General features: G+C 45.6%; 13 protein-coding genes and 1 other RNA gene. 12 read left to right on the top strand and 2 right to left on the bottom strand.

What is annotated here, in order from left to right:
• The 9 genes from rnpB to K2P83_RS00630 all read left to right on the top strand — a co-directional run.
• Window positions 1-185, top strand: an RNA gene (gene rnpB, locus K2P83_RS00670) — RNase P RNA component class A; the annotation flags it as partial.
• 49 nt (window positions 186-234) lie between these two features.
• Complete coding sequence (pcnB, locus tag K2P83_RS00665) at window positions 235-1635, top strand: polynucleotide adenylyltransferase PcnB (RefSeq protein WP_292925948.1); 1401 nt, start codon at window positions 235-237, stop codon at window positions 1633-1635.
• Between the two features lie 12 nt (window positions 1636-1647).
• A complete protein-coding gene (gene folK, locus K2P83_RS00660) occupies window positions 1648-2142 on the top strand; it encodes a 2-amino-4-hydroxy-6-hydroxymethyldihydropteridine diphosphokinase (RefSeq protein ID WP_292925946.1) in 495 nt (164 codons plus the stop codon).
• Window positions 2143-2213: 71 nt separating this feature from the next.
• The gene (gene panB / locus K2P83_RS00655; RefSeq protein ID WP_292925944.1) at window positions 2214-3005 is read left to right on the top strand and encodes a 3-methyl-2-oxobutanoate hydroxymethyltransferase; all 792 of its coding nucleotides are present in this window, start codon (window positions 2214-2216) and stop codon (window positions 3003-3005) included.
• A gap of 14 nt (window positions 3006-3019) precedes the next feature.
• Window positions 3020-3844, top strand: a complete 825-nt coding sequence (gene panC, locus K2P83_RS00650; protein ID WP_292925942.1) for a pantoate--beta-alanine ligase — start codon at window positions 3020-3022, stop codon at window positions 3842-3844.
• Between the two features lie 73 nt (window positions 3845-3917).
• A complete protein-coding gene (gene dnaA / locus K2P83_RS00645; protein ID WP_292925941.1) occupies window positions 3918-5291 on the top strand; it encodes a chromosomal replication initiator protein DnaA in 1374 nt (457 codons plus the stop codon).
• A 190-nt stretch (window positions 5292-5481) separates the two neighbouring features.
• Window positions 5482-6597, top strand: a complete 1116-nt coding sequence (dnaN, locus tag K2P83_RS00640) for a DNA polymerase III subunit beta (RefSeq protein WP_292925940.1) — start codon at window positions 5482-5484, stop codon at window positions 6595-6597.
• A gap of 83 nt (window positions 6598-6680) precedes the next feature.
• The gene (gene gyrB / locus K2P83_RS00635) at window positions 6681-9101 is read left to right on the top strand and encodes a DNA topoisomerase (ATP-hydrolyzing) subunit B (protein WP_292925938.1); all 2421 of its coding nucleotides are present in this window, start codon (window positions 6681-6683) and stop codon (window positions 9099-9101) included.
• Window positions 9102-9343: 242 nt separating this feature from the next.
• Window positions 9344-9901: a hypothetical protein gene (locus K2P83_RS00630; protein WP_292925937.1), complete on the top strand. Its 558-nt coding sequence runs from the start codon at window positions 9344-9346 to the stop codon at window positions 9899-9901.
• Window positions 9902-9960: 59 nt separating this feature from the next.
• Here the strand turns inward: K2P83_RS00630 and typA are convergent, their stop codons facing one another.
• Window positions 9961-11775, bottom strand: a complete 1815-nt coding sequence (gene typA / locus K2P83_RS00625; protein WP_292925936.1) for a translational GTPase TypA — start codon at window positions 11773-11775, stop codon at window positions 9961-9963.
• 67 nt (window positions 11776-11842) lie between these two features.
• Between typA and K2P83_RS00620 the strand changes: the two genes are divergently transcribed.
• Entirely contained in the window at window positions 11843-12073 is a 231-nt protein-coding gene (locus K2P83_RS00620; RefSeq protein WP_292925934.1) for a hypothetical protein, read from the top strand.
• A 54-nt stretch (window positions 12074-12127) separates the two neighbouring features.
• On the opposite strand, the gene K2P83_RS00615 is transcribed toward K2P83_RS00620, so the two are convergent.
• Window positions 12128-12325 carry a hypothetical protein gene (locus tag K2P83_RS00615; RefSeq protein ID WP_292925933.1) on the bottom strand — a complete coding sequence of 66 codons (198 nt, stop codon included), beginning with the start codon at window positions 12323-12325 and terminating at the stop codon, window positions 12128-12130.
• A gap of 182 nt (window positions 12326-12507) precedes the next feature.
• Here K2P83_RS00615 and cutA point away from each other — a divergent pair, with 182 nt between their 5' ends.
• Together cutA and dsbD are read left to right on the top strand one after the other, a co-directional pair.
• On the top strand, window positions 12508-12813 hold the full coding sequence (cutA, locus tag K2P83_RS00610) for a divalent-cation tolerance protein CutA (RefSeq protein WP_292925932.1): 306 nt from the start codon (window positions 12508-12510) through the stop codon (window positions 12811-12813).
• 16 nt (window positions 12814-12829) lie between these two features.
• Window positions 12830-14767 (top strand): protein-disulfide reductase DsbD, encoded by a 1938-nt coding sequence (gene dsbD, locus K2P83_RS00605; protein WP_292925931.1) that lies wholly within the window; start codon window positions 12830-12832, stop codon window positions 14765-14767.
• The last annotated feature ends 19 nt before the right edge of the window (window positions 14768-14786 follow it).

The raw sequence follows: 14786 nt of genomic DNA, 5'->3' as shown, positions 1-14786 counted from the left end.
GCCACAGAGACGAGCGTATTCAGTTACGGTGAAACGCGGTAACCTCCATCCGGAGCAAGACCAAATAGGCAGGCGATGATGTTGCTCGCAGAGCCTGCGGGTAGGTTGCTTGAGTGTACGGGTAACTGTACACCTAGAGGAATGACTGTCCACGACAGAACCCGGCTTACCGGCTGGCTTCAACCGAATTTTTAATCCGTTATATAATAAGAGCCGGATACTTTAACAATCGCAATGATCCGTAAATTTCTCCGCAAAGTATTCAGCCGCAAAGCGCCTGCTTCCGAATCGAACGCAAAGCTGAAGCTGAATCTGAGTATTATTCCTTTCAAACACCACGGCATCCGGCGCAACCAAATCACTCCCTGCGCGCTTAAAACTGCCACCACCCTTCAGCAGGCCGGGTTTTCAGCTTTTATCGTCGGAGGCGCCGTACGGGATTTGCTGTTGGGATTGACACCAAAAGATTTCGATGTGGCGACCAATGCGACGCCCGAGCAGGTATACCAGCTTTTTCGCCGATCGCGCATTATCGGGCGACGTTTTCGTTTGGTTCACGTGATGTGTGGCGCTGAAACGGTGGAGGTTTCAACTTTTCGCGGGAATTCTCCCGACGAAGAGAATAATCATGCATCGATCCAGCAGACCGACCAACACGGCCGTCTTTTACACGATAATGTTTTTGGCAGTCAGGAAGAAGATGCTGTTCGCCGTGATTTCACAGTCAATGCGCTGTTCTATGACCCTGCCAAGGAAGAGATTCTTGATTACCTGAATGGCTATGAAGATATCAAAGCCAAAAAAATGCGTATTATCGGGGATCCGATACAACGCTTCCGCGAAGATCCGGTACGCATGTTACGCGCCGTCCGTCTGGCATCTAAACTGGATATGCAAATAGAAGCGGAAACCGCCAAGCCCATTGGTGATCTGGCACCTTTACTACAAAACGTTCCGCCATCCCGTCTGTTTGATGAAATGTTGAAACTGTTATTGTCGGGGTATGCGTTGGCTTGTGTGGTTGAATTACGGGCACGCGGCTTGCATCACGGTCTTCTGCCGATGTTGGATGTCATACTCGAGCAACCCTTGGGCGAACGCTTCATCACCATTGCCCTTAAGAACACCGATGCGCGGATCAGACAAGATAAGCCCGTTTCTCCCGGATTTTTGTTTGCCATACTGCTATGGCACGAAGTGCTTTCCACCTGGGATTCCCTCCAGGCTGCCGGGGAGAAACCTTTACCTGCCTTATTTAAGGCAATGGACCAGATCCTTGCAATACAACATAAGAAACTCGCGATTCCTCGCCGCTTTGATGCAATCATCCAAGAAATTTGGGCCATGCAGCCCCGCTTTGAAGCTCGTAGCGGGCGTAAGCCGTTCCGATTAATCACTCATCCGCGTTTTCGCGCGGCTTATGATTTCATGCTGCTGCGTTGTGAAAGCGGTGAACTGAACATGGAACTCGGTGAATGGTGGAAATCATTTCTATCCGCGGATAATGAAGAGCGGGAAAAATTTCTGCTCAACCAAACTTCGCCTAAAAAACGCAAGAGAAAACGCAGCCGTAAAAAATCTTCGCCCAGCCTCGCTGATTCTCCGGAGGATTCGACCCAAAATGGAGAAGGGTAATCTGTATTCCCCATGAGAAAAACACCGAGTCACGCCTTTATTGCTTTAGGCAGTAATCTAGAAGATCCGATTTCCCAGATACAGCAAGCATTTGATGAATTAAAACTGCTTCCGGGTACACACTTAATAAGCCATTCTTCGCTGTATAAAAGTGCTCCCGTTGGGCGATTGGATCAACCCGATTTTATCAACGCGGCGGCATTGATTGAAACACATCTTTCACCGCATGCGCTACTCAATGCATTACTGGAGATTGAACTCCGGCATGGGCGCGTACGCGAATCTTTGAATGCGCCGCGTACGCTGGATCTCGATATTCTGCTGTATGATAATCTGGCATGTCGTGATGAAGTGCTTACTTTACCGCATCCGCGTATGTCGCAACGTGCATTTGTCCTGAAACCACTGATGGAAATCGCTCCGGATTGTACTATTCCAGGTCATGGCCACATTGCGATACTGCTTACAGCATGCAATGAACAAAGACTGGAGCAAATCAAGGCTTGAACTAATCCGATATGCATCTGGGCGCTTCTAAAAATTCAAAGTTCTAAAAATAATTGCTATCCCTATAAAGTATGAGAATTACACAAACCACTCTGCAAAAAATGGTTGAGAACAATGAAAAATTCACTGTTCTGACCTGTTACGATGCCACTTTTGCAACTATCCTGGAAAATACAGGCATTGATGTCTTGCTGGTGGGTGATTCTTTAGGCAATGTTTTGCACGGAGAAAACACCACCTTATCGGTCACGCTGAATGACATGATTTATCATACGCGTTGTGTTGTGCGCGGCGCCAGCAAAGCATTCATCATTACCGATATGCCCTTCGGCAGCTATCAAGTTTCATCCGAACAAGCTTTCGAGAATGCTTCTAAAATTCTTGCAGCGGGTGCACACATGGTTAAAATTGAAGGGGGTCAAATCATGGCGGATACAATCCAATTTTTGACTCAACGCGGTATTCCGGTTTGCGCCCATATTGGGCTGACACCGCAATCGATTCATCAACTGGGCGGATACAAATTACAAGGTAATTCGGAGAAATCAGCCAAGCAATTGCTGGATGATGCCAAAATCCTGGAAAAATCGGGAGCAAGCCTGCTGGTAATGGAAGTCGTGCCGGCGAAACTGGCGAAAAAAATCACCCAAGCATTATCCATTCCGACAATCGGCATCGGCGCAGGCGGCGATTGCTCCGGCCAGGTTTTGGTGCTGCATGATATGCTGGGATTGGTTCAAGGTAAAAAACCCCGTTTCGTAAAAGACTTTATGGCGGATGCAAAAAGCATCCAGGAAGCGATTGCAAATTATGTCACTGCTGTCAAAACCGGCCAGTTTCCAGGTAAAGAACATGAATTTTAATAGCTAAATCCAGCGTGAATCTATTTAATGACATTACCGCGCTACGTAATAGTCTCAAAAGTGAACAATCCATTGCTTTTGTTCCGACCATGGGAAATTTACACGCCGGTCACCTGGCGCTGATCAAGCAGGCTAAACAGTTAACCGATTGTGTTGTCGTCAGTATCTTTGTCAACCGGCTGCAATTCTTGCCACATGAAGATTTCGACCGGTATCCGCGGACTTTTGACAATGATTGCAGATTACTTTCCGAACTAAATGTCAAGACTGTTTTTGCACCCAATGAAAAAATTCTTTTCCCTACACCGCAAGAATTCTTGCTAGCATTACCCCCTGTAGCAGATACTTTGGAAGGTGCATTTCGTCCGGGTTTTTTTCGCGGCGTTGCAACGATAGTACTGAAATTATTCAATATTATCCAACCGGACCTAGCTGTATTTGGCAAAAAGGATTATCAGCAATTGCATATCGTGCGTGAAATGGTAAGACAGTTGAATTTACCCGTTGAAATTGTTGCAGGTGAAACTGTCCGGGCAGCGGATGGTTTAGCTCTAAGTTCACGCAATCAATATTTGAACGAAGCGCAGCGTATGGAGGCTTGCACTCTTTATCAAACGCTCCTTCAAATCAAACAAGAAATTATTTCCGGATGCAAAGATTTTCTGATATTGCAAGAAAATGCCACCAACAAGCTTGTTCAACGTGGCTGGAAAGTTGATTACATCAGTATTCATAAACGCAGCTCTCTGCTACCCGCACAGGTTAATGATGTAGATTTGGTAATCTTGGGCGCTGCTTGGTTGGATAAAACACGATTGATCGATAATCTGGAAATATAAGATCAGCTATTTATTAAATTAAAATTGCATTGTTATTGCTTTCTAAAACCAGACAGATAAAGAATAAAAAATTATGCAATCACTGAGCACTTTCTGGTTATCTTGTCTTGATCATTTCAAAAAAGAACTCAATGCACAGCAATTTAATACCTGGATCAAACCATTACAAATTGATTCTGCATTAAATAGCGACAATGAAGTCGTTCTGATTGCTCCCAATCGATTTGTTTCGCAATGGGTGAAGGATAACTTCATCATGCACATAGAGGTGATGGCACAGGCTTATTTTGCCAAAAAAATCCAATTCCATCTGAAACTAGCCGTTCAAACCGAAGCGAAAAATAATCTGCCGGATCCAGTACCCGTGCAAGTACAGCATGAACCCAAAGCAGAACCTAAAACTGCCTACCCGCCTGGCAAAAAAAATCCCAGTAACCTGAATCCCAATTTCACGTTTGAGAATTTCGTAACCGGAAAAGCCAATCAACTGGCACGAGCCGGCGCTATACAAGTGGCGGAATCACCCGGCATTGCCTATAACCCGCTTTTTATCTACGGCGGCGTAGGCTTGGGAAAAACCCATTTAATCCAAGCAATTGGCAATTACGTGCATGAAAATGACAAGAGCGCCAAAATCCGCTATGTACACGCTGAAAAATATGTATCCGACGTCGTCAGTGCCTATCAACATAAGGCATTTGATAAGTTTAAACTGTACTACCATTCGCTGGATCTCTTACTGGTCGACGATGTGCAATTTTTTGGCGGGAAAAACCGTACCCAAGAAGAGTTTTTTTACGCATTCAATGCACTCATCGAAACGCATAAACAAGTCATCATCACCTGTGATTCCTATCCCAAAGAAATTTCCGGATTGGAAGAACGGCTGGTATCCCGTTTTGGATGGGGATTAACTGTTGCCGTAGAACCACCCGAACTGGAAATGCGTGTCGCGATTCTGTTAAAAAAAGCCGAGCTGGAAAAAATCCGCTTAGATGAAAATGTGGCATTTTTTATCGCCAAACATATCCGTTCAAACGTACGTGAGCTGGAAGGCGCATTAAAACGCATATTGGCTTTCTCACGCTTTGTTGGTCTGGAAATAACGCTGGATCTGGCCAAAGAGGCATTAAAGGATTTACTGGCTGTACAGAGCCGCCAGATATCCATTGAAAACATCCAGAAAACTGTCGCCGATTATTACAAAATCAAAGTATCCGAGATGTATTCAAAGAAACGCACACGTATCGTCGCGCGCCCTCGGCAAATGGCGATGGCAATCGCTAAAGAACTGACTTCATTGAGCTTACCGGATATCGGCGAAGCATTTGGTGGAAGAGATCATACAACGGTATTACACGGCTACCGGAAAATTAATGAATTACGTGTTTCCGACCCGGTTGTGAGCCGGGATTTTAACGCGCTGATACTCATTTTAAGAGGTTGATAACTGTCTAACAGTTTGTGCATAACTACGCATTTTAAAGAATTACTATTTTTATCCACAAACCATCCAAACACTATACAGTTTTCATACAAACGAAAAATTTATGCTATCTTGTTGATATTCATTTGATGTTAGAAACGATACAGAAGTATTGAAGACATTATCTAATTACTATTATTCTTTTATATAAATGCTTTTAATAAAAACTAACAGAGACACATTACTAAAACCGCTGCAAACCGTCACCGGAATTGTAGAGCGACGTCAGACATTACCAATCCTATCAAATGTCCTGATTCAGCAAAACGAAGAAAAGACCTCCTTTTTGACCACTGATCTCGAAATACAAATCAAAACGGTAACGACAAAGGATCTTGCAGCCAAGCTGGATTTTGCTTTGACGGTTTCTGCTAAAAAATTTCAGGATATTCTGCGTTCGCTTTCAGCCGACGCAGAAATTACATTAACCCGGAAAGACGACCACCTGCAGGTTAAATCCGGGAAAAGTGCATTTAACCTGCAAATACTCCCGGCAGAAGATTTCCCCGAAGTTGTTGAAGCGTCAGAATCCGATGCCACTATCACGCTGAAACAAAATGAATTAAAAAATCTTTTGCATCAAGTGCAGTTTGCAGTAGCACAACAAGATATCCGCTACTACCTGAACGGACTTTTATTATTGACTGAAGATAAGCAGTTAATCAGTGTCGGTACCGATGGACATCGTTTGGCCTATATCGCAGCTGCTTTGGATACGGCACAGAAAAAGCAGGAAGTCATTTTGCCGCGCAAAGCGGTGTTTGAACTATCCAAATTGCTCGAAGATAATGAAGATCCGGTAAAAATAGAATATTTTCAGAATAAAGTCCGGTTTTCCTTCTCTGATATCATTCTCACATCGAAAATCATTGACGGTAAATTTCCCGATTACAACCGGGTTATTCCATTAAACAACAATAAGTTGTTTGAAATAGATCGTTTAACCTTTCTGCAAGCGCTGCAACGGGTATCAATACTTTCCAACCAAAGCGAGAAATTCCGTGGCGTGCGCTTGATCGTCAGCAAAGATACGCTACGTATTATCTGTAAAAACAACGAACAGGAAGAAGCGGAAGAAGAGCTTGAAATTAATTACAACGAAGAATTAGTGGATATCAGCCTTAATATCACCTATCTTTTGGATTTATTGAACAATGTGAATAGCGAAACGGTACAATGTGCCTTTGAAAATTCCAATAGCAGTGTTCTGATAACAATCCCTGGAAATAAAGAATTCAAATACATCGTCATGCCGATGAGAATTTAACAACATTTCTCAGCAGGGATGACCAAAATCCTCAAAAGTTGAAACATTCTTCTTAAACTTCATAACCATAAAGCGCCAAACTGATGAGTGATCCAAACACCAATGTACCCAATGAAAATCAGAATGACTACGATTCTGAAAGCATAAAAATACTAAAAGGCCTGGATGCGGTGCGCAAACGTCCTGGCATGTATATCGGCGATACCAGCGATGGCACCGGTTTACACCACATGGTTTTTGAAGTAGTCGATAATGCGATTGATGAAGCATTGGCAGGACATTGCGATGATATAACTGTAACGCTTCACCCGGATAACTCGGTCAGTGTATTGGATAATGGACGCGGTATCCCGACCGGGATCAAACATGACGACGACCTAAAACGTTCCGCCGCAGAAATTGTAATGACCGAATTACATGCCGGCGGAAAATTCGACGACAACTCGTATAAAGTTTCCGGCGGGCTGCACGGCGTGGGCGTATCGGTGGTTAATGCTTTATCCGAATGGTTAAAGTTGACCATCCGCCGCGACGGAAAAATGAACCAAATGGAGTTTCGCCTGGGGGTTCCGGTCAAGCCGCTGGAAATCACCGGAGAAAGCGAACGCCATGGCACCGAAGTACATTTCTTGGCGAGTAAGGAAATTTTTGGAAATATCGAATACCACTACGATATTTTCGCCAAACGCTTACGCGAACTGTCTTTTCTCAACAACGGCGTAAAAATTCACTTAATCGATCAACGTACCGGCAAGGATGAGAAATTCGCTTTTACCGGCGGAATCAAAAACTTTGTTGAATACATCAATCGGAGCAAATCGGTACTGCACCCTAATATTTTTTATGCGACCGGTACGAAAGACAACATTGCGGTGGAAGTTTCGATGCAGTGGAATGACAGTTACAGCGAACAGGTATTGTGTTTCACCAATAATATTCCGCAAAAAGATGGGGGTTCCCATCTGACGGGCTTACGTGCTGCCATGACACGTACGCTTAACAACTACATGGAAAAAAATGAGCTGACCAAAAAGGCCAAGATTGAAACAGCGGGTGATGACATGCGCGAAGGCTTGTCGTGTGTTCTGTCGGTAAAACTATTTGAACCGAAATTTTCGTCGCAAACCAAAGAAAAACTGGTGTCCTCGGAAGTGCGGCCGGTGGTGGAAGAAGTTGTGGCGCAAAAACTTTCCGAGTTTTTACTGGAAAATCCGGCTGACGCTAAAACTATCTGCAATAAAGTCATAGAAGCCGCCAGAGCGCGAGAAGCGGCGCGTAAAGCCCGCGAACTAACGCGCAGAAAAGGTGTGCTCGACGGCATGGGATTACCCGGAAAACTGGCGGATTGTCAGGAAAAAGACCCCGCATTATGCGAACTTTACCTGGTCGAGGGTGATTCTGCAGGCGGTTCCGCCAAACAAGGGCGCGATCGGAAATTTCAAGCCATCATGCCGCTCAAGGGAAAAATCCTGAACGTAGAAAAAGCCCGCTTTGATAAGTTGATCTCCTCCCAGGAAATTATTTCGCTGATTACCGCGCTGGGAACCGGCATCGGCAAGGATGAATACAACCCGGACAAGCTACGCTATCACCGCATCATTATCATGACCGACGCGGACGTAGACGGCTCGCATATCCGCACTTTGCTATTGACCTTTTTTTACCGGCAAATGCCAGAATTGATTGAACGCGGCCACATTTACATTGCGCAACCGCCGCTGTACAAAATCAAACACGGCAAAAAAGAACGTTATGTCAAAGATGACCATGAATTAAAACAACACATGCTGAGTCTGGCTTTAGCCGACGCTGAGCTGTATACCGGCGAAGAAAAACCGCCTTTGACCGGCGACACACTGGAAAAAATCGCCAATGAATATATTCTGTCAGAATCGGTGATCGAGCGTATGAGTCGAATGATCGACAGTAACGTCATGCATGCACTGCTGCGCCAGCCGGATGTTAACTTAAGCAGCGAGCAAGCGGCAATAGACAGCGCAGCCCGGCTGGCATCTCGGGTAAAAGACATAGAAATCGTCGCGGAATATGATGAAATCCATGAACGGTATCGCCTGAAAATCATGCGCATGTCGCACGGCAATGTGCTGACCAGCTACCTGGATAATGATTTTGTCGAAAGCGGCGATTATGCGCAGATTCAGAAAACCTCTCAGGTATTTGAAGGCTTGCTGAGTCAGGGTGCCTACATACAACGCGGCGAACGCAAGCAAAGCGTCAGTGAATTTAAACAAGCCCTTGAGTGGATGCTGGAAGAAGCGAAAAAAGGCGTGAATGTGCAACGTTATAAAGGCCTGGGTGAAATGAATCCCATCCAATTATGGGAAACCACCATGGACCCGGAAAACCGCCGCCTGCTGCGTGCGCAGATTGAAGACAGCATATTGACCGACGAGATTTTTACTACACTGATGGGCGATGTGGTTGAACCACGGCGGGCATTTATTGAGAAGAATGCGTTGAGGGCGACGAATATTGATATTTAGATGTAAAAATATAAATTTATCTAATAAGCTACGAAACAAATTTTATAATTTGTGAGATTTTCAATTTGCTCGATAACAGTCACGAGTGCTTTTTGCCCCCTTCCACAAACTGCAAGGTTTGGAGGTATACAGACTTCACAAAGTTGCTGAGCCTTCTTGAAACTCGGCAACTTTATTTTCCCCGCGCTGATCAATTCGAAGATCCATATGAAGGAACCTTGTCAAGAGCTGCTATAGCTCTCATGAAAGACCCTAAGTTGAACGGAGGTCTACCGCAATCCGCGGTTGATCAGTTGCTAGAACACATGGATGTTACGCGAAGAGAGATGTTTATCAGTTGTTGGTTTGCTAATGAGCATGAGTCAGCTGCAATGTGGAAGTTATATCTCCAGAGTTCGGAAGGTGTCGCGATCCGCAGTGATCATGATGCACTATGTGCAGCTTTAGCAGCTTCATCACTGAAAGTAAGAACATCTATGGTTAGCTATATCGACTACGATCGTACTCCAATACCTTACGGGAATCTCTTTTTCCCTTTTGTACACAAAAGGATAAGCTTTGCACACGAAAGCGAACTTAGAGCAATCATTTGGTCGAAGGAAGACATCAATACATCGCTAATATCTCCCGAAATGGTTTCAGTATTGGTTGATGTCATACCTCAAGATCTTATCAAAGCCGTCCATGTTTCACCAACGGCCCCTGTGTGGTTTGGTAAGCTCGTTGAAAAAGTTCTCAGTCGGTATGGTTTGATGTGTCCGGTAGAGCGATCCAGTTTGTATGATCGTCCTTCTTACTAATTTAGACTAATTGAGTAAAGTCTCGATCATAATTTCAGGTGATCGAGACTTTACTCATATTAAGCCGCTACCCGTGATGCACGTTTACGCTCGTGTTCCAGCAAGAAACGCTTACGAATACGGATCGTTTTAGGCGTAATTTCTACCAGCTCATCGTCCGCGATAAATTCAATCGCGGATTCCAAGGTGAGCTGAATTGGTGGGACTAAAGTGACTGCTTCGTCGGTTCCGGATGCGCGGATATTAGTTAATTGCTTGCCTTTGATCGGGTTGACTACCAGATCATTATCACGGGTGTGTATGCCAATCACCATGCCTTCGTACAGGCGGTCGCCGGGACTGACGAACATGCGGCCGCGATCTTGCAATTTCCATAGTGCATAAGCAACGGCTTCACCTTTTTCGGCAGAAATCAGCACACCATTTCTGCGCGGTGGAATTTCCTGCCGCATTGGGGCGAATTCATCAAACACGTGACTCATCAAACCGGTACCCCGTGTCATGGTCATGAATTCGGATTGGAAGCCGATCAAGCCGCGCGCCGGGATGCGATAATCAAGACGGACACGTCCTTTGGCATCCGATACCATGTCCAGTAAATCGCCGCGGCGTGCACCTAAGGCTTCCATCACCGCGCCTTGATTGGCTTCTTCCACGTCGACCGTGAGCATTTCAAATGGCTCACATTTAACTCCGTCGATTTCACGGATCACGACATGCGGGCGGGAGACGGCCAGTTCGTAGCCTTCGCGGCGCATATTTTCCAGCAAAATAGTGAGATGCAGTTCACCGCGTCCGGAGATCAGGAATGAATCGGTTTCGTTAGTTTCTTCCAGCCGCATTGCAACATTGATGAGCAATTCTTTTTCCAGGCGTTCGCGCAATTGACGGCTGGTGACGAATTTGCCTTCCTGTCCGGCAAAAGGCGAGGTATTGACCTGAAAGGTCATGGTGAGCGTCGGCTCATCCACCATATGGATAGGTAATGCTTCGGGATTGTCGATATCGGCCAGCGTGGTACCGATGCTCAGCTCGTCTACGCCATTGATCAGTACAATATCGCCCGCTAAGGCTTCTTTCATTTGTATCCGTTCCAAACCCTGGAAACCGAGAACCTGATTGACTTTTGCTTTTTTAGGCGGCTTGTCTCCCAGTAATATCATCACTTCCTGGCCGGGTCTCAGCTTGCCGCGACGAATACGTCCGATGCCAATGCGGCCGACAAAACTGGAGTAATCCAAGGCGCTGATTTGCAATTGCAAGGGTTCTTCCGGATTGCCTTCCGGGGCGGGAACGTGTTTGATGATGGTTTCAAACAACGGGCGCATGTCCGTGCTAGGTTTTTCCAGCTCCAATGAGGCAAAGCCATTTAATGCGGAAGCATAGACGACGGGAAAATCAAGTTGTTCATCGCTGGCGCCGAGTTTATCAAACAAATCAAACGTTTGATCGACGACCCATTCAGCACGGGCACCCGGCCGGTCAATTTTGTTAATCACGACAATGGGACGCAGTCCCAGTGCAAGAGCTTTTTTGGTGACAAAACGGGTTTGCGGCATCGGACCTTCGACTGCATCAACCAGCAACAATACACCATCCACCATCGACAAAACACGCTCTACCTCGCCACCAAAATCGGCATGGCCGGGGGTGTCGACGATATTTATATGGATGCCTTCATAATCTATGGCACAATTCTTGGCCAAGATGGTAATGCCGCGTTCACGCTCGATATCGTTGGAATCCATTACGCGCTCGGAAATCTGTTGGTGTGCGGCAAAGGTGCCGGCTTGATGTAAAAGTTTGTCGACCATTGTCGTTTTGCCATGGTCAACGTGCGCGATGATGGCGATATTGCGGATAGGGCGAGACATAATAATTCCTCAAAAATAAGCTGTTAGTTGTTGCGGTGGGGGCAGCATTATAGCACTGACTGTCAATATGACCAACTTTCGATTGACGCGATCAGTGACAACAAAAAACACGGTAAAGTTCTACATTATGAGTGTGTTAGTGACTTTACTTGAGAGCCGTGGTGGATTGCCGCTTGCGATAATCGACGGCAATAGGGCTACTGTGGTGAGGACTACCCGGATTAAGTGCGGATTTGGCGTGGCAAGATTGGCTTATCAGCGTGCTTGTGAAAGTTCACAGGGCACGCTGATTGATTAAACTCGCGATTCCCCGTGAACTTGTCACGGGGTTGTTTATTTCTCCGCTCATTATTTATTCTTTGTCCTTTTCTGCGCCAGTCATCAAAAATTTAACCAGCAGCGCGAAAATAAGCGGCACTGTACTGAGTCCTGTAACCATATAATGCTCGGCGGTAAATTGATCGCCTTCATCCATGATGATGTAACCAAAAAATATTGTTACCGGAGTAATAATAGATAGCGTTATTACCAAACCAAATAATCCTTTCATCTGTTCATATCCTTTCGATAAATTGTTTTTCTGAAGTATATGCTTGTTGGCAAGGTATGCCCAGTATGTCAAAGTGCGGTGTATCACCGGTGAATTTATACGATAAGCAGGGTAAAATTGATTTTTTTCGTATTTACCGATAATAAAAATTCCTTTTCATGGTGCTAGAACCAATCCTTGTTATGACCAATTTCCCCGATAAAAAGGGCGCGGTTGCATTGGCTGAAGCGTTGATCGCCCAGCATTTGGCGGCCTGTGTGAATGTGTTGAGTCCTTGTACCTCGATTTATCGCTGGCAAGGTACAGTTGAATCGGCGGATGAAATACCCGTTTTGATCAAAACCTTGCGGCAGCATTATGACCGGGTTGAACAGTTGATCAAGATGATGCATCCTTATGAACTTCCGGAAGTGATTATGGTTCCTATCCTAAACGGATTACCTGCTTATTTGCAGTGGATCGCCAATGAAACACAACCACTCGATTAAATAATACTGAATACCGATGCGATTATTCCAATTTTTGTTACTCATAGTATGTCTGGCTAGTACGCCTATTTCTGCGCAGGAAAGCGGCTCCTTTAGCTTGTTTTCAAAATTGCAGGAACTGGGTATCAATCTGGGCCAAAGCAATCCGCAAGAACTTTTGCCACCTGATGAAGCATTCAAGATTTCGGTGGAAGTGCGCGATGGCAATACGCTGATTGCCAATTTGACGCCGGCAAAGGATTATTATCTGTATCGCGATAAGATTACATTTGAGCCGAAACAACCCGGTATGGTGATTGAGAAAGTCACTTTACCGCCCGGCAAAATGAAGGAAGACCAGACTTTTGGTCAGACAGAAGTTTATTACAGCCCCATTCAGGCCATTATCTCGTTAAAACGCGAAGATCCCGCGAGCGAGCAACTGCTGACACTGGCGGCCACTTATCAGGGGTGCAATGAGCCGGTCGGAGTGTGTTATGCACCCATTCACAAAGCCATCGATCTGACATTACCGGCTGTGAAAGCGGCGATTGGTGCTGTAGCTGAAGCGGTGAGCGGCAAGGCGGCGGCAGCCGGAATCGATGCGACTGCTGAGTTGTTTCAAATGCCATCCCGAGCACCTGCCATCGAAACCGAAGCGTACAAAATTGATCAGATGTTTCAAACCGGTGATTTCTGGCTGATCTTAACCGGATTTTTCGGCATCGGTCTGCTGCTTGCGTTTACACCTTGTGTGTTTCCGATGTTTCCGATTTTGTCGGGAATTATTGCCAATCGTGGCAAGCATGTGACCAAAGGCCATGGATTTATCTTAGCGCTGGCTTATGTGCTGGGTATGGCAATCACTTATGCCATCGCTGGTGTAGCTGCCGGGCTGTCGGGTGCGATGCTGTCCGCCGCGCTGCAAAATGCCTGGGTGTTGGGCACGTTCGCGGTGATATTTGTATTGCTGTCGTTTTCGATGTTTGGTTTTTATGAATTGCAATTGCCCGGCTCACTGCAAACCAAATTGTCTGAGGAAGCCGGACACCTGAAAGGCGGACATTTAACCGGTGTATTCGGCATGGGAGCGCTGTCTGCATTGATAGTCGGCCCGTGTGTCGCAGCGCCACTGGCGGGTGCTTTGCTGTATATCAGCCAAACCCGTGATGTGATTTTGGGTGGTTCGACTTTGTTTGTCATGGCGCTGGGTATGGGTGTTCCGTTGTTGTTACTAGGCGCTTCAGCAGGTGCGTTATTACCAAGAGCCGGAGCATGGATGGAATCGATCAAGCAATTTTTTGGTGTATTGTTGCTTGCAGTTGCTATTTGGTTGATTTCTCCCGTCATCAACGAAGTGGTTCATATGTCATTGTGGGCCGCATTGTTGATCATTTCAGCGATTTATCTGCATGCGATTGACCCATTGCCGGAAAGAGCTTCGGGTCTGAAGAAATTTCTCAAAGGTATCGGTGTCATTGCGCTGTTGGTCGGCATCGCCTTGTTGATTGGTATCTTGTCGGGCAGCCGGGATGTATTGCAGCCGCTTTCAAAAATCAGTATGACAAGCGCGGATACCATGAATATGGGAGAGGCTGTCGCTTCCAATCATGCAGCGCTACCTTTCCAACGGGTAAAAACCATTACTGAACTGAATGAGCAGATCCAGCAATCCAGGGATAAGTATATTATGGTCAGATTTCATGCGGATTGGTGCGTTTCATGTAAGGAAATGGATCGCTTTACTTTTTCCGATAGTAAAGTGCAATCCCGCCTGAAAGATGTTGTTCTGCTGGAGATCGATGTGACCGATGGCACGCCGGATGATACGGATTTACTCAAACGATTTAAATTGTTTGGACCACCGGGTATTTTGTTTATTGATCGTCAGGGAAATGACATTTCAGATATCAAAGTAATCGGTTTTTTAAATAAAAATGATTTTCTGACCGTGCTGAATGCGGTGCTGATTTAAAAAGAAAATTAACTAAAAA

This window comes from Nitrosomonas sp. (genome assembly GCF_019752415.1).
Classification (GTDB): domain Bacteria; phylum Pseudomonadota; class Gammaproteobacteria; order Burkholderiales; family Nitrosomonadaceae; genus Nitrosomonas.
Note: the sequence above shows the minus strand (reverse complement) of the source record. Positions and strands in the feature narration are given on the sequence as shown.